We start from the raw sequence: 21,155 nt of genomic DNA, 5'->3' as shown, positions 1-21,155 counted from the left end.
CTTTAAGGAGATTTGCTCATGGATGATAGAAACAAGAGCACCCCTAACGAACAGGATGTACTTATCGGGAAAATTAAATTACTTGCAGGCAAAACTGAAACAGATCCAAAACCTGAAGAATTAGAATCCCTAAGAAAACTAATCAAAAAGAATGTTCCATGGCGCTTACGTGGTTATTTTATGGCTTATTTATTAAGAGAACTTACTAAAAATGACAAACCACAAAATAGAGGTCAAAGAAACAGAAAAGCTAAAAAAACAATTACAGATTTTAATGATAAAAAACCTATGAAATCTGCTAATGTAGAGCAAAAAAAAGAAAAACCTGTAAAAACTTTCCCAAAAGGTGCAAAAACACTTTACCTTAACGTTGGAAAAATGAAAAAGTTATATACAAAAGAACTTTCTCAACTGCTTCAAGACAAATTAGAAATTACTAGAAGCGATATTTACAGTATTAAAGTACATGATAAGTACTCATTTATCACAATGGATGAAAAGAATTGCGAAAAAGCAATTGAAGTTCTAAACGGCCTTGATATTAAAGGTAGAACTGCAACAATTACTTATTCCAAAAAAAAATAATCTTAGGAAAATGTCAGATGTTTATTGATAATTTAGTAGTAGGACCTTACCAAACTAATTGTTACATTTATGGAAATGAAGAAACAAAAAGTGCTTGGATTATTGATCCAGGTGCAGATGCTGATAAAATTATTGAACTTTTAGAAAAAAGAAATGTTCAACCAGTTTCAGTATTATTAACTCATGGACATTGGGATCATATCATGGGCTTACCTAAATTAGTTGAAAAATATCCTTCACTTGAGATTTTTGTTGGCGAAAATGATTTAAATTACCTTGGTAAAAAAGGTAAAGATTTTATTAATGAGCATTGCTTCGACTTAACTTTCCTGCAGAGTTTTGAAAAAGAAATTAATTCTTTGCCAGAAGCAGACTATTTATTAAAAGATGGTGAATTTTTATGCGATTGCAAATTTAAAGTTATTTCTACCCCAGGTCACACTCCAGGAGGTGTTTGCTATTATAGCAGTGAAAATAATATACTTTTCTCTGGTGATACACTTTTTGCAAACAGTATTGGCAGATGGGATTTATATGGTGGTGATTATAATCAACTTATTACATCATTAAATAAGCTAATGGAGCTTGATGATGAAACAATCGTTCTACCTGGCCATGGTCCTCAAACTTCAATTAAACAAGAAAGACATAATCCATTTCTTTAACAATAAAAAGGTTCACATTTAATGTGAACCTTTTGCTTTTATTTTAGTGTCTTATACGTGTCTTTTTTTCTTCTGCATTTTTACAATCTACACATACTACAGCATACGGGATTGCTCTAAGTCTGTTTTCAGGAATTTCTTTCCCACATACAATACAATACCCATATTGTTTATTATGTATTCTAGATAAAGCATTATTAATTGCTTCCAATTTTGTAAAATCATGAGTTGCATTTAATTGTAATTTTCTAAACGCAAGTTCTTCAGTTACTGAATCAATACTATCATTTATAGTTTTTGACCCAACGAGATCCTTAAAATCAGAATCCTTTTTAACAAGTTTTTCCAACAATTCAACTTTTTCAGCTTTTAGTGCATCTTTCATCTCATCAATAAATTCACGAGTCATAATGCCTCCTATATCGCTCTGTCACAACGTTTTATTTTGTTAATGCAAACATGCTAAAAAAACAAATTCTAGTCAATAAGATTTTTAAAAAAAATAAGCTAATTCATAAAAAGACAAGAAATTACACTATACTTATGTATAGTGTAATATAACAAAAAAATAAATTTTACACAAAAATTACCAATACTTTGTTTTTATACTAATAATTTTTAAAATTTTTATAAAAGTTTTTAATTATCACTAAAAGCACAATTAGAACAAAAATAACAACTAAAGCTACAATAGCTTCATATAATACATTTCCATTATACACAATAGAAAGTAGTGCAAATCCAATAATTATTGAAATTACTAATACGATTAATGATATTATAATTTTTCTCTCATGCTTCTTCATATCTAATTAATTATTATTCAAAAACTTTTTGATTTCAACTAAGAAATCAGCGTAATTTGTAGTTAATACTAAATCTTTTTCTTCTTCTAAAATAGATTTTGGTGCTTTAAACAAACAACCTGCATCAGCTTTACGTATCATAGATAAATCATTGTATGAATCTCCAGCTGCAAAGGTTTTGTAATTAATATTTTTAAAAGCTTCTATTGCTTTTCTTTTTCCATCAGGCATTCTTAATTTATAATCTAAGATTTCACCATCAGCAGAAACTTCTAAACTATTACAGAAAATAGTTGGATAACCTAATTGCTTCATAAGAGGAGCTGCAAATTCACTAAAAGTATCACTTAAAATAACAACTTGAGTTAAACTTCTAAGTTCATCTAAGAACTCTTTTGCTCCATCAAGTACTTTAACAGAGGAAATAGTTTTTTGAATATCTTGTAGTTTAAGATTATGTTCTTTTAAAATATCTAATCTATATTTCATCAATTTATCATAATCTGGTTCATCACGAGTTGTTAACTTTAACTTCTCAATTCCTGTTTCCTTACTAAAAGCAATCCAAATTTCTGGTACTAATACCCCTTCTAAATCAAGACATACAATGTTCATATATATTTCCTTTTTTTTACTATTTCTATAATTAATAGCAATAAAAAAAATATAATTCAAGTACATAATTTTACGTAAATTCTATTATCAAATAAAATAAGGTTTTTTTTAATTATTTCATCTCTCTTATAAAAGAGTATTAGAATCTAAATTATCTTTTTCTATTTCTTTAAAATATTTATAAGTATCTACTTTTAATTGACCACATGAATTTTCATCTACAACAAAAATAGCATTTTTATGCATTTGAAGAGCACTTGCTGTACATGTATGTGAAACAGCGCCTTCAACACTTAATTTTAAAGCTTCAGCTTTAGAATGGCCACTAACTAATATAATTACTGTTTTTGCACTTGTAATTGTTTCTACGCCCACTGTTAATGCTGTAGTTGGAACTTTAGAAATATCATTATCAAAGAATCTACTATTTACTACAATTGTATCATGAGTTAAAGATTTAACTCTTGTTCTAGAAGAAAGAGAAGAGAATGGTTCATTAAAAGCGATATGTCCATCACAACCAATACCACCTAAAAATAAATCAATTCCACCATAACTTGCAATCTTTTCTTCGTATCTTAAACATTCTTTATCTAGGTCTTTTGCCATACCGTTTAAAATATTAACATTTTCTTTTTTAATATCGACATAAGAAAAGAAATTAGACCACATAAAATAATGATAACTTTGTGGATGATTTTCATCTAGATTCACATATTCATCCATATTAAAAGTAACAACATTCTTAAAAGAAACATATCCTTGATTATATAATCTAATTAATTCTTTATATGTAGCTAATGGTGTTGAACCTGTTGGAAGTCCTAAAACAAAAGGATTATTTTCACTTGGATTATATTGATTAATACTTTTTGCAATATATCTTGCAGCCCATAATGATATATCATTATAATTTTCTTCAATTATAACTCTCATCTATTTTTCTCCTAATATCAGTGTAAAAATATTTAAACACAAAGAAAAAAAAGAAACAACAATAAATAACACATAATATTAATTTATTGTATTATTGTATAAACTTTACACTTTTAAAGATAGAAATACCTCTAAAGTTAAAATCATATAAATAATTTTACTTAAGAGGTACTTTTTATAAATATATACGTTTTATTTATTACTTAGATCGTATTAGAAATAATACCACCTGCAACAATTTCATCGCCATCATATATTACTAAAGATTGACCAAGTGTTGCTGCTTGAATCTTCTCTTCAAATTCACATCTCAATACCATTTCCCCATTTTCATTCAAATAAGAAGAGGCAATTACAGAGGATGGATAGCCGGTACTTCTAATCTTTGCTTGAAGTTTTTCTTTATTAAGTTCAGTTCTAGAACCCCAAACTATATCTTTTGCTTCAACTACATTATTATATGTTGCTTCTTGAAATCCTACAACGACTTCATTTCTAACAGTATCTAATTCAAGAACATATAATGGCCTCTCAGCTGCAATACCTAAGCCTTTTCTCTGACCAATAGTATAATTAAATAAACCTTTATGTTTACCTAAGATATTTCCATCTTTATCAACAATATTTCCAACTTTTGATTCAACATTTAATAACTCAGTATAATCACCATCATAGAAATCTTGACTTTCAGTTTGTTCTTCTTTGTGGAAACCTAATTCAACATCAATAGCTCTAACTTCATCTTTATTTAATTCCCCAAGAGGAAAAATAATTTGAGATAGTTGTTCCTGTGTTAATCTATATAAAAAATAGGACTGATCTTTTTTCAAATCTTTTCCACGATACAAACAGAATCTACCATTTTTCTCTATAATTCTAGCATAGTGACCTGTTGCAAATTTATCAAATTCAATTCCACTATTTCTAGCTTCATCTAACATAGCCTTAAATTTAATTTTAGAATTACACCAAACACATGGATTTGGAGTTCGTCCACTTAAATATTCATCTTTAAAGTTTTGTAAAACTGTATCACTAAAATCTTTTGATAAATCTAAGATAATAGATTCTATTTCTAATTTTTCACAGATTTCTTTTACTTTTTTTATTTCTTCATCTTTATTTGGAGCAAAACAATAATTTGTTTTTTTTGCATCTTTTAATTCAGAATTTCCTTGTCCTAATAACATTGTAATAGCTTTAACATCATATCCAGCATTTTTTAATAAATATGCTGTTACAGAAGAATCAATTCCTCCACTCATACCAACTAATACTTTCATATCATATCCTTTCTATATTCTTTTCAAACTTAAACTATTTATCATCCTATCGATTTTCTCTAACTTTAAAAGTTTTCTCCCTTCTGTTATTTCAAAATCTTTTTGCAAAGCTAAAGGAGTTACTTCAACAAATAATTTATTAGCACCATGTGCCATCGCATCTATATTACCTTTTTCATCGCCGAACCCAATCTTAGAATCCTGAGTTGGTTGCCCTGCTGTAATTTGACTATTAGGTAATAACAATCTAATTAGTGAAATACTTCTAAGAAGTATATCAACATTACCAAAAGGAGTATCATCTCCCATTATTGAATTTGGAGCTGGAATAAATGGAACAATTGGTGCCCAATCTGCTTCTAGCTCTTTAGTTAATAAAATATCATTAACCATATCATCAAGACTCTGATTCTTAAGTCCAACTATGCTTCCAGTTCCAAGTTTTAATCCAACTTCTTTAACTTCTCTAATAGCCTTCATCCTATCTTCAAATAAAATATCAGGATTGCATTCATTAAAAACTTTAGGATTAGATACTTCAAACTTTATAGTATAGTAATCAAGACCAGCATCTTTTAGTATCTTATATTCTCTTTTAGAAAAAACACCCATTGCTAAGTTAATTTCTAAATCATTCTTTTTTGCAGCTTCAATATATTTAAGATACTGATCAATCTTAATTTTAGGATTTTCTCCACCAATTAATAATAATCTCTTCAGTCCCAAATCTTTAACTGCTTTAATAGATGATAATACTTGATCATCATCTAAAGTAAATCTATTAATATTTCCATTATTCCTATTTAATCCACAATAATGGCAATTATTAACACAAACATTTGTTAATGCTAACAAGCCTCCAGTATAAACACTTGAATCATTCATCTTTAGTGTTTCAAAGGCTTTAGTTTTTATCTCTTTATCAAAATCTTTTCTATCCATTGTTAGATAATTTTTTATTGTATCAAAATCAGCTTTCATACAGATAGTCTATAATAGTTTTAATAATTTTAGTAGATTGATAGAGAGAAAAAATATAAAAAGCTCTCTACAAAAGTAAAGAGCTTAATTCGAGAGCGACGGGGATCGAACCCGCGATCTTCGGCGTGACAGGCCGACGCGATAACCATCTTCGCTACGCCCCCAAATAACAAGACTTAAACTATAGAATTTATTAGTTAATGTCAATAGGAATTTTTAATTTTTCTTAATAATATGCGTTTTATTTACTTAAATATATCATATATCATAGTTATTTTACTTATTATTCATTTTAATCGCAATTCTCATTTCTTGATTAGCTCTATATTCATTTAACAGTTCAGGTTTTGTATTTACTTTTAATCTAAATTGCTTTGGAGAACATTTCATTATTTGTTTAAAAGCTCTACTGTATGAATATATAGTTTCATACCCACACAATTCTGCAATTTCAGAGATTAAATATTCTTTTTTAAATAGGTAAAATAATGATTTAGAAATTCTTAACTCTATAATATATGATCCTAAAGTAATACCCATCTTCTTTTTAAAAAACCGTCTAATATAATTTTCTGAATAACCTAAATTCTCAGCAATTTCTATAACATTAATATGTAAATTAGAATGTATCATTGTTATTATTTTTTGAAGTAAATTGTTTTTCATAATTTCAATAGACAATTCTTTTTGAACTAATGTTGATTTCTTATAAATATAGAATAATAGCAAACTTAATTGTAAAGGTATTTCTCCTGTCTTTTTACATACATAACAATCATTAAATTCAAAAAGATAATCAACAATTTTAGAATCAATTTTAAAATTATTTAATCTAAAATTTTCAAAGAAAGAATTTTCTTCCATTTCGAACGTTATAAAAACACCAAAGATATCTTTTTCATTTTCTGGTATAGGAAATTTATGATATTGATAAGGTAGTAAAATTAATCCTTCTCCCTTATCAACTATTTGAAGTTTTCCATCAACAATTATTTCAATAGGCTTTCTAAAGTTAAATATACAAACATATCTATAATGTGATTGTATACTTTCAGAAAGTCCTGTTATCCCATAATTAACTCTTATAAAACATAAAACATTATTAGGTATTGGCATTGATAATACACCTATACCCTTATAATAATCAAAAGGGTTTCTTATATCTTTATACTTTTCATAAAGTTCAATTATTCTATCCATACTCTATTTTATGCACGGATTTGTTAAAAAACAAGTCATTTTTGATATTCTTTTATTTAAAAATCCATTTCTATAATATAAACATATTAAAAATATTGAGGTTAAACAAAGTGAAAACCATAAAAGCTATAATAATCGGTGGTGGCGGTAGAGGCCAATATACATATGGAGAATATGCTAAGAATAATCCACATAAGATGTGTGTAATTGGAATTGCAGAACCTGATAATGGAAGAAGAGAACAATTTAAAAACAATCATAAAATAAGTGATGAGAATGTTTACTCTTCATGGAAGGAAATATTAAAAAAAGATAAATTTGCTGACTTAGCATGTATCTGTACACAAGATAGAATGCACCTTGAACCAGCCTTAGCAGCTATTGAAAAAGGGTATGATATTTTATTAGAAAAACCTATTGCTCCAACCTTTGAAGAATGTGAAATTATAGCTAAAAAAGCTAAAGAAAAAGGTGTTAGTGTTGCAGTTGCACATGTATTAAGATATACACCATTTTTTGTATCAATAAAGAACATTATTGATTCTAAAGAATTAGGAAATATTGTTGGAATTCAACACAATGAAAATGTTGGAAACATTCACTTTTCACATAGTTTTGTAAGAGGAAATTGGAGAAATGAAAAGCTCTCAACTCCTATGATTCTTGCTAAAAGTTGTCATGATATGGATATTTTATTATACCTAATTGGGGCAAATTGTACTGATATCTTCTCTTACGGATCAAAAGGGTATTTTTCTGCTAATAACAAACCAGAAGATGCACCAAAGAGATGTTTAGATGGTTGTCCACATAGTAATACTTGCCCATATTATGCACCAAAAGTTTATTTAACTGGTGAGAAGGGTTGGCCTACTAATATTATTACAACAGATTTAAGTGATGAAGGAATTATAGAAGCATTAAATAAAGGACCTTATGGAAGATGTGTTTTTGCATGTGACAATGATATGACCGAACATCAAGTTGTATCACTAAAATTTGAAAACAATGTTAGTGTTGCCTTTACTATGAGTGCTTTTACTCCTGATACATCAAGAACAATCAAAATTATGTTGGACAATGGTCAAATCAGAGGAAATATGTTAAATGACGAAATTGAAACATTCAATTTTTCAACTGGTGATGTAAAAACTATAAAACATACATCTTATAAAAACGCTGGCCACGGTGGTGGAGATATTGGATTCATGGACGAATTAATTGCTCATTTACAAGATAAAGATAACTTTGAATTAAAAACTTCAATAGATCAATCACTACAATCTCATAAAATGGCATTCGCTGCTCACGAATCTATGAATAAGGGATATAACATTAAACTATAATATTTATTTATTAATTTCATTTTATCTAGGAGGATTATATGAAGAAGACAATTGCTGTGCTAGTTTTATTAGGGGCTATGATACTACCTCTTTTCGCACAAGGAAATTCAGAAGACGAACAAATCACATTACAATTAATGTATTGGGATAATGTACAAAAGCCTGTTATTGATAGCGCTTTAGAAAAATTTGAGGCTGAAAACCCTAACATAACTGTTGAAACAAGTATTGTTCCTTGGGGTCAATATTGGCAAAAACTTCAAACTACTACTGTTGCAGGGACTGCACCAGATGTTTTTTGGATGAACGTTCCTAATTTCCCAAAATATACAGACAATAATTTACTACTAAATTTAACTGATTATATCAGTGAAAGTAATGTAGATATTAGTAAATACCCTAAAGATTTAATAGCTAAATATTCAAAAGATGGTGATAATTATGTAATTCCTGAACAATTTGACACAATTGCTCTTGCATATAATAAAACTATGTTTGATGAAGCTAATTTAGAATATCCTAATGAAGATTGGACTTGGGATGATATGCTAACAGCTGCAAAAATATTAACCAAAGAAACAGCTGATGGTAAACAATATGGTTACTTATCTCACTATGAAAACCAAGCAGCATATTATAACTACATGGTAATGAATGGTGGAGACATTATTAGTGAAGATAGAAAATCATCTGGTTTTGACAATCCTAATAGTATTGATGCAATTCAATTCTTAATTGACTTGATTTACAAATATGAAGTATCTCCTACTGGTCAACAAATGGTTGAATTAAACAGCCCATACGATGTATTTACTAGTGGAAACGCTGCAATGACAAGTATTGGTTCTTGGTATGTACCTGTAATTAATGATTCTTTAGGCGACCAAGTTGATTTCGCACCACTTCCAAAAAGTCCTAATACTAATGAAAGAAAAACTATTATTCATGGGTTAGGTTGGGCAGGATATGCAAATACTAAATACCCTGAAGCTACTTGGAAATTAATTAACTATTTAATTTCTCCTGAATTTAATGATTCATTAGCACAATCAGCTATTACTATCCCAGCTTACGAAGGTAAAGCACAAGCTTGGGTTGATGCAGTACCTTACTATAACTTATCAGTATACATTGATGCTCAAAGTTATTCACATCCTTATCCAGTTTCACAAAAAACTTCAGAATGGATGAGTATTGAAGCAAGCGAAATTAAAGATTGTTTCTTAGGCAATACTGATGTAACTACTGCTATGAATTCAATAGCAGATCAAATGAATGCTATATTAGCCACTGAAGATTAATTCACTTTTCTACCGAGAGAAATCTCGGTAGAATTCTTATAAAACCGTTTGGAGAAAATATGGCAGACAATAAAATAAAAAAATTCTTTGAAAAAGAAAGTACTCAAGGTTGGGCAATGATTTTCCCGAATACAATTGGGTTAGTTGTTTTTTACCTAATTCCAATTTGTTGGTCAATTCTTCTAGCCTTTTTTGAATGGAACGGATTATCAAAAATGAAATTTATTAATATAGAAAACTTTCTTAATTTATTTCATGATTCATTATTCATTCATTCAATTAGAAATACCTTTATTTACAGCTTAGTAGTTGTTCCAGCTATTTTATTAATTGTAATTATTTTTGGTGCATTTTTATCAAAAGAAGATATTTTTGATGTTAAAAACTTAAGAACACTTTTTTTCTTACCTCTTATGACTATGCCAGTTGCGGCAACTCTAGTTTGGAAATGGTTATTAAACTTAGACTACGGTTTAATAAATAAGATATTAACTATTATGAATTTAGATCCTATTCCATGGTTATCAGATTCTAGATATGTTTTAATTTCAATAATATTTATTGGAATTTGGCTAGGTGTTGCTTATGATTTAATAATCATTATTTCTGGTATAAAGGGAATTCCAAAAATCTATTATGAAGCTGCAAGAATTGATGGAGCCTCCCCTTTTAGACAATTTACTTCAATCACATTACCACTTTTATCACCCTCAATTTTCTTTATATTAATAACACAATTAATTTCTTGTTTCCAAGTATTCGATAGTGCGTTTATTATATTAGGTGCCGATCCTGCTATGGGAATAAAAAATGCAGCAAGTACAATTGTTATGAGCATATATGAAAATGGATTTGTTTATTTTAAAATGGGATATTCATCAGCTCAATCATTTATATTATTCTTAATTATTTTAACAATTACAGTAATACAATTTAGAGTTCAAAAAAGGTGGGTCCATTATGCTTAATGTAAGAAAAAATAAAACAAATATTATATTATTTATAGTTCTATTAGTTTTTGGAATTATTAACGCAGTACCTTTTATTTGGATGATATTATCCTCATTAAAGTCTACAACGGAATTAACAAGAGTTCCACCTACTTTCTTTCCTGAAAAATTATTATTTAGTAGCTATAGTGAAGTTGTAAAAGTTATTCCTTTCTTAAGATTTTACACTAACACTATATTTTTAACTGTAATTAGAACAATTTCTCAATTAGTTTTTTGTTCAATGGCAGCTTTCGCTTTTGCTAAATTAAGATTTAAAGGTAAAAATTTAGTATTTATGGTACTTTTATCTGTATTAATGGTTCCACCTCAAATGATTTTAGTACCTAACTATATAATTATGAGAAATCTAGGATTAGTTGATACTCTACTTGGAGTAGCTCTCCCAGGTATGTTCAGTGCATTTGGAATGTTCTTATTAAGACAATATTACATGTCTTTACCTGATGAGTTTTTAGAAGCTGGGAGAATTGATGGATATTCATTCTTTGGTTGTTTTAGATCATTATATTTGCCACTTACTAAATCTGCTTTAATTTCATTATTAATATTTACAGTAATGTATTCATGGAATGATTATCTATGGCCACTTATAATTAGTTCATCAGAAAGTTCAAGAGTATTATCTGTTGGTATTGCATTACTTCAAGGACAAAATAGGATTTTCTATAATCAAATAATGGCAGGAGCTACTATGGCAACTGTTCCAATTATTATCCTATTCGTATTTTTACAAAAATACTTTGTTCAAGGAATAGCTTTATCCGGTGTAAAAGGATAAAAAAGATATTTAATTATTGAAGATATAAATATATATCTTCAATAATATTTTTTTTATAATTTTAAATCCTCAAATTTTTTTCCACTTACCAATTCACAAACTTTAATAGTATTCTCACTTGCTATTTCATCTTTATGATTTTTTCTTCTATCAATCTCTTCAATTATAATTGCATGATTCTCTTTTGTAAGATTATATTTATAAGAAAAAAATAATGCTATAGATAATAAGATAATTGGAATTATAGAGAACATTAATCTAATACCAAATATTGCTAGAGGTGTTTGCTCAACATTAGGAACATAATTTACTAAATCTAATATAACACCTACTAAAAAGATTGCAGCAGCTTGTGCTATTTTTCTAAGTAGTGTAGCCATTCCTGAATATAGGCCTTCTCTTCTTTTGGCAGAAATCAATTCATCTACATCAGTGATATCTGGTAAAATCGACCACGGAACAAATAATGCACTTGCACTTCCAACCCCACTAAATACTGCAACAGTATAAATAAGAAAACTAGGTTGCCCCTCTCTTAAAAATAAAGCAATAAATAATACAATTATCCAAACAACCAAACCAATGTGCATAGGTGTTGTTTTATTATATTTATTAGCAATTTTGGTATAGCTCGGTACCATAAATATTGGAACAATTAACATCGCACCCATTACTAATGAAAATTCATTTTCCCTCTTTAATACATAAGTTAAATAATAAATAAACAATGTAGTTAAAAAATCAACAGCACTTTGACTTGAAATAAATAAGCCAGCATGATGCCTAAAACTTCTATTTGTGAAGATAGTTGGAAGATTTTTAAAAACTTGTTTAATAGTTTCATTTTCAACATTTTCATAATGCTCTTTATTTTCATAAGTACCTAGAAATACACAGATCCATGGAATCGCATAAAAAATGCCAAAACATAATCCCATAAATGTATATCCTTTTAAATTAATTAATAACATAGGAATAGTTCCTGCAATTACTGCAGAAATAGCAGAAAAGGTTAACCTAATACCACTCATTATCGATCTTTCTTTATAGGAATTAGTCATATCTGCTAAAACTGCATTATATGGTACTTGAACCATAGTGAAGCCTGTATTAAATAAAATATAGCTAAAAGAATAATATAAAAACATGGATATTTGAGAGCTATTAGAAATTCTCATCCAAAGCATAGAAAAGGTAACAAATACTGGTATTATCCCACATAAAAAGTATATTCTTCTTCTACCAAATTTAGATTTAGTATGATCGGATATTACACCCATCATTGGATCTGATACAGCATCCCAAATTTTTCCTATTAAAAAAACGGTTCCAGCTAGAGAAGGGGCTAGTCCTACAACATCAGTTAGAAACTTTAAATATAATAAACCAACTATTAAAAATGCACCACCTGCATACATATCACCTATACCAAACAAGACTTTGTTCTTCAAAGGTACTTTTTGCATAATAATTAACCTCTTTTGTTTTGTAATAAGTCAGTATATCATAGATTTATTTAGAAAATAACTATTATATTTTCTATTACACAATTACTTATCTTTTTATATCATAACAACTTATTTCTAATACTAATCTATTTAAAAAGTACAAAAGGCAACTTAAATAAATAAGTTGCCTTTACTAAAGATATAAAAAATAAAAGAAGTTGTATTTTATTTAATTAACATTTTTCTTCTCTTTCTTTTTGTTTTTCCATCATGATTTTTAAAATAGTTTTATCTGTTTGTTCCATACCTTCATGACTAATTCTAGATAAATAATCGATACTGTGAACACTATCCATTCCAACAATACCACTTTCTTCGCTAGGAGAGCTTCCTTTCATAGCTAATCTTAGAGCTAAATCAGCACTTTGAACACATGAATAAATTTTAAGAGCACAAGTATTTTTTGCACCATCACAAATAATACCAGTTAAATTTGCTATCATAATATTAATAGCTCTGTTCATTTCACTCGTTGTACCATCTAATAAATAGACCATACCACATGCAGTACCAATAGCTGCAGTAAAAGCTCCACATAGAGCTGATAATCTATCTTTTTTTGCTGTTAATCCAAGTCCAACTAACTCTCCTATACATAGAGCTGAGGCTAATTGATCATCGGTTTTATTTAAATATTTTGCTAATGTATAAATTGGTAAAGTAATAGTAATACCTTGATTTCCACTACCACTATTAATTACTACAGGAAAAGGACACCCCGCCATTCTAGCATCTGAAGCACTAGCTGCTAAAGTTGCACCTAAAGATAAAGCTTCATCTAAAGAAGTTGGAGGATCATTTAAAGTTTCATATGTATGTTTACCTACTGCTAAACCATATTCTTTTGTAAGAGCATGATGAGAAATAGCTAAATTTGTTGTAGCAGCCCCAATTAAAAGATCTGAAGATTCTTTAGGTAAATTAGTTGCGAAATCAACAATTTCATCTAATGAGACATCTGCCATAAAGTTAGAATCTTTTCCTTTTTCACTAACTTTTGATAATGGCTCATCAACTAATACTTTTCCATCTTTTTTTAAATATGAGAAATATGAATGGTTCCCACTTACAATAGCTACACTCTCATGATTATCATTTTTTAAAGTAACTTTTATATATAGGGGTGGAACATCTTCTACCATGGTAAGTTCAACTTTATATTTTGAAGCTCTATCCCTTTGATCTTGTGAAACGTCCGATAATATACCTAAACCATTTTCGATACTTCTACCTGCAACCCCTAATGAAACAGCAGCCTGAATCCCTTTATTTTTGCAATTTGGAATTCCAACGCCCATAGCATTTTTTACCATATCACGGCTAGTTTCTACATATATTTTATCAACATCACCTTCTAATAATTCTGCAGCTCTAGCACCTGCAAGTGCACTTGCAGCCGGCTCAGTACATCCCATTGCAATAACTAATTCTTTATTTAATAAATCAACAAATCTTATATTTTCCATAGCTAGAAATATAACATAGTTATCATTGATTAACAAGTAGAAAAATTTAGCTTTTCAACTTTTTTAAGAATTATTTTTAGTAAATCATAAATATATATATCATATATTTGGTTATATAGAAATCTCTGTTTTATTTATTTATTACCTATAAAAGAATTAAGTCAGAAATAAAAAAAACTAGTATAAAAAATACTAGTTAATACCAAGAGATAAAATTGATATAATAGTTTTATATTATTCAATTAATAATCTCTCAGTATCTTTAAATTCAACATCTGTTATTAAATTTTTTTCTGTTAAATAAAATATTATTTCTTAAAAAATAGTATAGTTTTTTATCTCTAAAATAAATGATTAGTCATAATACTTTTACCATTTAAAATTATCTGCTATAAAATACTCACGAGAACAATACTTCTTATTTTTTTTAGCTTCAACTCCACCTAAATTATAAAATCTAAAAAATATTTCAGCAGTATTAATAAATATCGAAGATATAACTTACCACTATTAATAATATATACTAATTAAATTAATTAACAAGTTGCTACAAAAACTTGACCTTTATTTTTTAGGGAATAAATAGTATTTGCACAAATTACATATACATCCCCTTTCTTTATTTCAACGTCTTTCTTATCAATAGTTAAAACACTATCATCTAAGAATAATAACATTTCAAGGTTTTTAGTTTTAACTTGATAATCCCCTTTATCAAAATATAATAAAGTAAACTCTTCAGTTGGAGTTTCTACAATTTCTCTATTATATTTATCTCTTCGAGTGTTACATAATTCTATTTTGTCTTGGCTGATACGCATAACTTTCATTAATTCATCAACATCCATTTTCTTATTAGTTAAACCACCTCTAAGAACATTGTCTGATGCACTCATTAATTCAATTCCATTACCATAAACATAGGCATGTAATAAACGAGGTTCTAAGTAAAGAGCTTCATTCTTTTTAAGATGAACAACATTTAAAAATAAAGGAGCAAATAAGCCACTATCTAGTGGATATTCATCTTTGACTCTATTAATAATTCCCTCTTTAGTGAAAAAAGAACCTTTTTTATTCTCACAGTTTTTAACGTTTTCTAATAACTCAGTGATTAATTCTTTTAATATTTCTTTATCAACTTTATAAAGATAATCAAAAACAACTTCTGCCTTACTTTTATTATCAATAAATTTACTACTAATATATTTATCAAAACCTTTTGGAATGTAGGTTTTTAAATTAGTTAATATCTCTTCATCGCTTAAAAAACTACACATAGCGGTGATATCAGTTAATGCAAAAATAACCTCTGCTTTTCTATTATCATCTTTATAATTCCAAAGTGATCTAGGGTTATTTTCTCTATATTCTTTTTCATTGTCATAACCAATCTTTGCTTCTTTATAATTTGGATGACATTGTATAGATAAAGGCTTTTCAATAGCTAATATTTTAAATAAGAAAGGTAAATTATCATTAAACTTTTGAACGTGTTCTGAACTAAAAAAACAAACATGTTCTTTTAGATAATCTTCTAAAGTTTTATCACTACCTTCAATGAGTGAAGGTGCTCCACTATGTGTTCCCATCCATAATTCAGCTTTAGGATTTCCATCAATTTCTTTATTAATTAAAGTAGGTATAAAATCTTTATTTCCCCAAGCATATTCCATTACTTTAGGTTCAATCTTAATATATTTATTCATAACATATCCCTATTTATTTTATTTATCCTAATAATATTATAAAACAACTAGATAAACAATAAAAAAACCTACTCTCTTTAGAAAGTAGGCTATGCTTTTATAAAAACTTTTATTTATTTAATATTTTTGGTAAAAAGGTCATACAAAGAGCAAAACTAATTAATGAAGCAATCCATGTAACTACTATACTCATATTAAATAAACCACCAATAAAGTAACCAACAAATACACAAGAAGCTACTGTAATCGCATAAGGTAGCTGTGTTCTAACATGTTCTAAGTGAGGACAACTTGCACCTGTAGATGATAAAATTGTTGTATCACTTATAGGAGATGCATGGTCTCCAAATACAGCTCCACCTAATACTGAACTTACACCAAATAAGCAAGCATTAATCAATGATGCTTGATCTAATCCTCTAGCTTGACCTAGCCCAACGATAATTGGCATTATAATTGGAATCATTATTGCAAAAGTACCCCAAGAAGTACCTGTAGCAAAAGAAATTAAAGCAGATAAAGCAAAAACTATCATAGGTACTAACATTAATGGGAATCCTCCCCCCACTACTACATCAGAGAGATATGAGGCTAAACCTAATCCTCCATCAGCTGGTGAATACTTTATAATTCCACCAATTGTCCAAGCCATAGTTAAAATAATTAATGCAGGTACCATACTCTTAACACCTTCAATTAAGGAATCACTAGCAGTTTTAATAGTGAATAAACCTCTAATTAAATAATATAAATAAGTAAGTGATAAAGTTATTATTACCGCATAAAATAGTGCCATTGAAGCATCTGTATTATTAAAAGCTTCACCAACAGATATCATAGCAATAGATTGAGATAAACTTGTAATTGTATCTCCATCTATAGATGCTAACCAAGTTGTTAAAGGGAATAAAATAACAGCTGATACAATTAATAATATAATAGGGAATAACATATCAAATGGTTTAGCTTTTTTAGCATTATCATCACCCTCAAGTTTTATATCTCCTGGAGCTGGGCCAAATTCTTCATTATATAATTTTCCTGTTTCTTTTGCATATTCAACACTTTTTTTCATAGCGCCAAAATCTCTAGATGTTATAATTATTGTAACAACCATTATTAATGTTAAAATTGCATAAACATTAAATGGTACACTCTTCATAAAAAATGAGAATTCACTAATATTTAATTGATCAAAACCTTCAGATCCTTTAATCAAACTCATAACAGTAATAACCCAAGAAGAAATTGGAACTAAAATACAAACTGGAGCTGCAGTTGAATCTAATATATATGCTAATTTTGCTCTAGGTATTTTGTTTTTATCTGTTATAGGTCTCATAACTGTACCAACGGCTAATGAATTAAAATAGTCATCAATAAAGATAATAATACCACAAATCCAAGTCATGAATAAACTTGATTTTTTACTATGTAGTCTAGTTGCTGCCCAATTTCCAAAAGCTCTTGCACTTCCTGTTCTACTTAGCATACCAACAAGTCCGCCTAATAATGCACAGAATAAAAATATCCTTATATTCCAACCATCATTTAAACTTGAAGCCAACATATCAGTTAAACTTAATATTGCTAAAAATATATTTCCACCAGCTACAATTAATGAACCAGATAATATACCTAAAAATAAAGCTATTATTACATCTTTTGTAATAAAGGCTAATGTAATTGTTAATATGGGAGGAATTAATCCCCATGCACCAAAATTTTCCATTTGTCACCTCTTTTTTCAATGGATAACAAATTAGCATATTTTTGTGATATTGTATATAGTTTTTAACACATTTGTTGTTTTATTATAGTGTATGTTACTATAATAACACAAATTAGACTATAGCTAAGCTCTATAGTAATAAATAATGCATAAAAAAGCCCCCTAACCGTAGCTAAGGGGCTAATATATAATACTTTGTTATCTACTAATTAATGAGAATTTAACACTTAGTGCATCCGATGGACTTTGTCCTAAAACCTCTCCATATTCTTTCCAATAATATGAAGCATCAAGATGTAATACTAATAAATCTAGACCTAAACCAATGCTCTTATAACCTTGGCTAAATCCACCTCTAACATCAAGTAAATTCAACAATCTAACTTGAGCTCCTATATTTATAGATTCTAAGGCATCACTTTTTAGTTGTGTTGCAGTTTTAGTTTCTTTAATTGCATCTTCGATTAATGAATAACAATCAATAAAGTCTAAAGCTAATTGAGCTTTTAATACTCCGTCTAAAGGAGTTGATGGAGCAAAAGCAACACCTAAATCTAATGTCCAAGGTACTTCTACACTAAATTCATCAGAAATTGTTACTTCACTTTCTTCATCATCAAAAGTATCTTCACCTATAAACGCTACTATAGTCTCATCATTGTTTATTAAACTCTTTAAGTTACTATAAGCAACCATATTATAATTACCATTAAAGTTTCTTCCAACTCCACTAATAGTAAAACCTAGAGGAAGATTAAGATTTGCACCAACAGTTACAGGAACTGCATAACCACTTGCAAATGGTATATTTTCTAATATTAGATCTGCACCTTCATCCATATGATTAAATAAGTTAAGAATTTCATTTGCATCAATTGCTAATGAATACATTTTATAATTAAAAGCAGCAGAAGCACCAAGATCAAGGGTAATATAATCACTAACTAATGGAACATTAAAACCAATTGCAGCTGTTAAAGCAACGCTTGTTTCACTTATTGCAGATGCGGTTGTATAATCACTACCACCATTATAACTTCTTAGTTTTTCTTGAACTGCTAAATCAAGTCCAAAATTTCTTGTTTTAAAACCAGTATTAGCATCAAGAGTTAAAATTTCACCATAACCAAAAGGTATTGATTTCAAGAATAAAGTAGCTAAATCTATAGCAGCTTCATCACTATCCCCAACTTGTTGAGCTAGTTCAACAACATTTTCACCAGAATCTGGTTCCATCAAATTATAGACATTATTTACAGTTAATGTGATAGATGGTAAAACAAATTTAAATCCATCTTTACTTATATTTGCAGGATTGTATAAATAACTATCATAAAATCCAGCTAAACCTAAACCAGCACTACCCATTGCCATTCTATGACTACTCGTAGGCATAAATGCTGAAACTCTTGCTTCTTGAGTTGCTGAATCTAATAAACCAGGATCTGGATCTGCAAATACTGATGTTGAAGAAATAAGGCCTATTAGAATTAAACTAATTAATATTTTTTTTATATTTTTCATAAATCTATTCTCCTTCTCCAGAATCTCCAGATTCTCCACCATTAAGAGCATCATCAATAGAAGTCTCTATTTCATCAACTAATTGTATCAATACACTATTTTCTAGATCATTTTTTGGAACACCTAATTCTGCAAGTCTTCGAACATTAGTAATATATAATTCAACACTAGTTGTTATGTCTAATTCAGTTTGTAAGGCTTCTATATCTATGTCTGATATACCATCAGGAATCGTATATTCTAATGGGGCTGTATACTCAGATGGATCTATAAAATCTGTATTAGCTTGTAATACTAAATTAACTATTTCTTCTATTGTATAAGGAGTTGAACCTCCTTCTAGAGCTTCTTCAATCTTATCTAATGCAGGTTTAACATTATCAAATACTGTAGCTAATGTATAATTTACTACACCAGTAATACCACAATATTTACTTCTTTGATCTCCATCTATTGTTTCATAAGTTAACCCTTCAGAACTAGAAACAAATAAATCAAATGCCGTTCTTTGTAAGCTATAAGATGATACAGCTGCTTTAAAAGTTTCATAATCCATCTCAGGAGTACTAGATGTTATATCAACGCCTAAAACTTTAGTTAAAACTAAATTAATAGAAGTTTTAAAAGCATTTAAATAAGGTAAGAAATTTTCATCAACTGTGTCAGTAATAGCAGCTCTTGCAAGTCTTGCTTCTTCTCCATCTCCTTCAAATAAAGATAGGATATTTGTAAGATCAATACTATTAATAAGGTCTGAAGTAGCTCCTTGAGCTCTTGCTACATTAATTAAGAAAGCGGCATCACTTCTAACATTATCGAGTGCTTCTTGAACCTCAGGATCATCAGTATCAATATCATCAATATCTGATAAATCACCATCACCAGCCATTACAGTCAAAGCATTTACCATACTGTTTGCTAAATTTGCAACAAGTTGTGCATTTAAAATATCTGCTTGAGTTGGATTTTCAGGTAATTTATTACCTAATTCATCAGCTAATGCTGAGATTGCATCGCTTACACCTTCAGGAACACCTGAAGTTTCAAGTTCACCGTTTACTTTATTTAAAACTTTATTTGCTATCACTTTAGTATTGTGAGCAGCAATAATTTGTTCTTCTTCAGCATCTTCTTCTAAGCTTTCAATAAATGAATCTTCGCCTTCACCTGATAATGCTTGATTAACTGTAGCTTTTATTTCATCTTTTTCATCTTCATCTTGTACAGGAAGAGTTGGAACTCCTTCATTAAAAACAGCAACAGTATTAGGAGTAAGATCATCTACATCATCTACATCAGCTGTAGGTATTTCAACATCCTCAGCAATATCATCAGGTACTACAATTGTATCAACTGCATCTTCACCAACATTAACATTACCTGAACTATCAACTGCCTCATCTTCACTAACCGATTCTGGCTCACTTGCTTCAACAACACTATTTACAGCATCTTGAGCTTGTTCACCCACTAAGTCCATATCGAACACATCCTCATAAACATTACCTTTAAATGAATCTAACAAAGTTGAAATATCACATGAGGATAGCAAAAATACTATAGAAAGGACTATTAATAAACTAATTTTTCTTTTCTTCATATTTCCTCCAAAAAAATCTCTAAAAAATATTTTATTAACTAATAAAATATACAATCAAAACACAACGACACTAAAAAACAATTCATTTAGCAAATACATTCTACAAT

The 21,155-nt window shown here is 28.7% G+C and carries 19 protein-coding genes and 1 tRNA gene; 6 read left to right on the top strand and 14 right to left on the bottom strand.

Annotation, left to right across the window (positions count from 1 at the left end):
• Positions 1-18 precede the first annotated feature (18 nt).
• Positions 19-585 carry a DbpA RNA binding domain-containing protein gene (locus tag ACPKM0_RS03575; RefSeq protein ID WP_472473435.1) on the top strand — a complete coding sequence of 189 codons (567 nt, stop codon included), beginning with the start codon at positions 19-21 and terminating at the stop codon, positions 583-585.
• Positions 586-602: 17 nt separating this feature from the next.
• Complete coding sequence (locus ACPKM0_RS03570) at positions 603-1,250, top strand: MBL fold metallo-hydrolase (protein ID WP_472473434.1); 648 nt, start codon at positions 603-605, stop codon at positions 1,248-1,250.
• 43 nt (positions 1,251-1,293) lie between these two features.
• Here ACPKM0_RS03570 and ACPKM0_RS03565 read toward each other — a convergent pair whose 3' ends face one another.
• The 8 genes from ACPKM0_RS03565 to ACPKM0_RS03530 all read right to left on the bottom strand — a co-directional run bounded on the left by ACPKM0_RS03565 (position 1,294) and on the right by ACPKM0_RS03530 (position 7,071).
• Positions 1,294-1,659 carry a TraR/DksA family transcriptional regulator gene (locus ACPKM0_RS03565; RefSeq protein WP_472473433.1) on the bottom strand — a complete coding sequence of 122 codons (366 nt, stop codon included), beginning with the start codon at positions 1,657-1,659 and terminating at the stop codon, positions 1,294-1,296.
• A 199-nt stretch (positions 1,660-1,858) separates the two neighbouring features.
• Positions 1,859-2,056 carry a hypothetical protein gene (locus ACPKM0_RS03560; protein WP_472473432.1) on the bottom strand — a complete coding sequence of 66 codons (198 nt, stop codon included), beginning with the start codon at positions 2,054-2,056 and terminating at the stop codon, positions 1,859-1,861.
• A gap of 6 nt (positions 2,057-2,062) precedes the next feature.
• Positions 2,063-2,671, bottom strand: coding sequence for a bifunctional phosphoserine phosphatase/homoserine phosphotransferase ThrH (gene thrH / locus ACPKM0_RS03555; protein WP_472473431.1), 609 nt, complete (start codon positions 2,669-2,671; stop codon positions 2,063-2,065).
• A gap of 126 nt (positions 2,672-2,797) precedes the next feature.
• Positions 2,798-3,607, bottom strand: a complete 810-nt coding sequence (gene nagB / locus ACPKM0_RS03550; protein ID WP_472473430.1) for a glucosamine-6-phosphate deaminase — start codon at positions 3,605-3,607, stop codon at positions 2,798-2,800.
• Between the two features lie 203 nt (positions 3,608-3,810).
• Positions 3,811-4,890 (bottom strand): tRNA 2-thiouridine(34) synthase MnmA, encoded by a 1,080-nt coding sequence (gene mnmA, locus ACPKM0_RS03545; protein ID WP_472473429.1) that lies wholly within the window; start codon positions 4,888-4,890, stop codon positions 3,811-3,813.
• Between the two features lie 12 nt (positions 4,891-4,902).
• On the bottom strand, positions 4,903-5,871 hold the full coding sequence (locus tag ACPKM0_RS03540; RefSeq protein ID WP_472473428.1) for a biotin synthase BioB: 969 nt from the start codon (positions 5,869-5,871) through the stop codon (positions 4,903-4,905).
• 90 nt (positions 5,872-5,961) lie between these two features.
• A tRNA-Asp gene (locus ACPKM0_RS03535) sits at positions 5,962-6,035 on the bottom strand.
• Positions 6,036-6,147: 112 nt separating this feature from the next.
• Positions 6,148-7,071: a helix-turn-helix transcriptional regulator gene (locus tag ACPKM0_RS03530; protein WP_472473427.1), complete on the bottom strand. Its 924-nt coding sequence runs from the start codon at positions 7,069-7,071 to the stop codon at positions 6,148-6,150.
• A 110-nt stretch (positions 7,072-7,181) separates the two neighbouring features.
• Between ACPKM0_RS03530 and ACPKM0_RS03525 the strand changes: the two genes are divergently transcribed.
• The 4 genes from ACPKM0_RS03525 to ACPKM0_RS03510 are packed head-to-tail and all read left to right on the top strand — an operon-like array spanning position 7,182 to position 11,509.
• A complete protein-coding gene (locus tag ACPKM0_RS03525; protein ID WP_472473426.1) occupies positions 7,182-8,417 on the top strand; it encodes a Gfo/Idh/MocA family protein in 1,236 nt (411 codons plus the stop codon).
• Positions 8,418-8,455: 38 nt separating this feature from the next.
• Positions 8,456-9,718 carry an ABC transporter substrate-binding protein gene (locus tag ACPKM0_RS03520; RefSeq protein WP_472473425.1) on the top strand — a complete coding sequence of 421 codons (1,263 nt, stop codon included), beginning with the start codon at positions 8,456-8,458 and terminating at the stop codon, positions 9,716-9,718.
• Positions 9,719-9,777: 59 nt separating this feature from the next.
• Positions 9,778-10,686, top strand: a complete 909-nt coding sequence (locus ACPKM0_RS03515) for a carbohydrate ABC transporter permease (RefSeq protein ID WP_472473424.1) — start codon at positions 9,778-9,780, stop codon at positions 10,684-10,686.
• Complete coding sequence (locus tag ACPKM0_RS03510) at positions 10,679-11,509, top strand: carbohydrate ABC transporter permease (protein ID WP_472473423.1); 831 nt, start codon at positions 10,679-10,681, stop codon at positions 11,507-11,509. Before ACPKM0_RS03515 ends, ACPKM0_RS03510 begins: the two co-directional genes overlap by 8 nt.
• Before the next feature lie 53 nt (positions 11,510-11,562).
• Here ACPKM0_RS03510 and ACPKM0_RS03505 read toward each other — a convergent pair whose 3' ends face one another.
• The 6 genes from ACPKM0_RS03505 to ACPKM0_RS03480 all read right to left on the bottom strand — a co-directional run bounded on the left by ACPKM0_RS03505 (position 11,563) and on the right by ACPKM0_RS03480 (position 21,048).
• Complete coding sequence (locus tag ACPKM0_RS03505; RefSeq protein ID WP_472473422.1) at positions 11,563-12,975, bottom strand: MFS transporter; 1,413 nt, start codon at positions 12,973-12,975, stop codon at positions 11,563-11,565.
• A 215-nt stretch (positions 12,976-13,190) separates the two neighbouring features.
• Positions 13,191-14,483 carry an L-cysteine desulfidase family protein gene (locus tag ACPKM0_RS03500; protein ID WP_472473421.1) on the bottom strand — a complete coding sequence of 431 codons (1,293 nt, stop codon included), beginning with the start codon at positions 14,481-14,483 and terminating at the stop codon, positions 13,191-13,193.
• Positions 14,484-15,019: 536 nt separating this feature from the next.
• Positions 15,020-16,192, bottom strand: a complete 1,173-nt coding sequence (manA, locus tag ACPKM0_RS03495) for a mannose-6-phosphate isomerase, class I (protein WP_472473420.1) — start codon at positions 16,190-16,192, stop codon at positions 15,020-15,022.
• A gap of 109 nt (positions 16,193-16,301) precedes the next feature.
• Positions 16,302-17,924, bottom strand: coding sequence for a Na+/H+ antiporter NhaC family protein (locus ACPKM0_RS03490; RefSeq protein ID WP_472473419.1), 1,623 nt, complete (start codon positions 17,922-17,924; stop codon positions 16,302-16,304).
• A gap of 198 nt (positions 17,925-18,122) precedes the next feature.
• Positions 18,123-19,448: a hypothetical protein gene (locus tag ACPKM0_RS03485; protein ID WP_472473418.1), complete on the bottom strand. Its 1,326-nt coding sequence runs from the start codon at positions 19,446-19,448 to the stop codon at positions 18,123-18,125.
• Between the two features lie 4 nt (positions 19,449-19,452).
• Positions 19,453-21,048 carry a hypothetical protein gene (locus ACPKM0_RS03480; protein ID WP_472473417.1) on the bottom strand — a complete coding sequence of 532 codons (1,596 nt, stop codon included), beginning with the start codon at positions 21,046-21,048 and terminating at the stop codon, positions 19,453-19,455.
• Positions 21,049-21,155 lie beyond the last annotated feature (107 nt).

Source organism: Pleomorphochaeta sp., from assembly GCF_050031695.1.
Classification (GTDB): Bacteria; Spirochaetota; Spirochaetia; order Sphaerochaetales; family Sphaerochaetaceae; genus Pleomorphochaeta.
The sequence above is the reverse complement of the archived record's forward strand: the minus strand, read 5'-3'. Positions and strand labels throughout refer to the sequence as shown.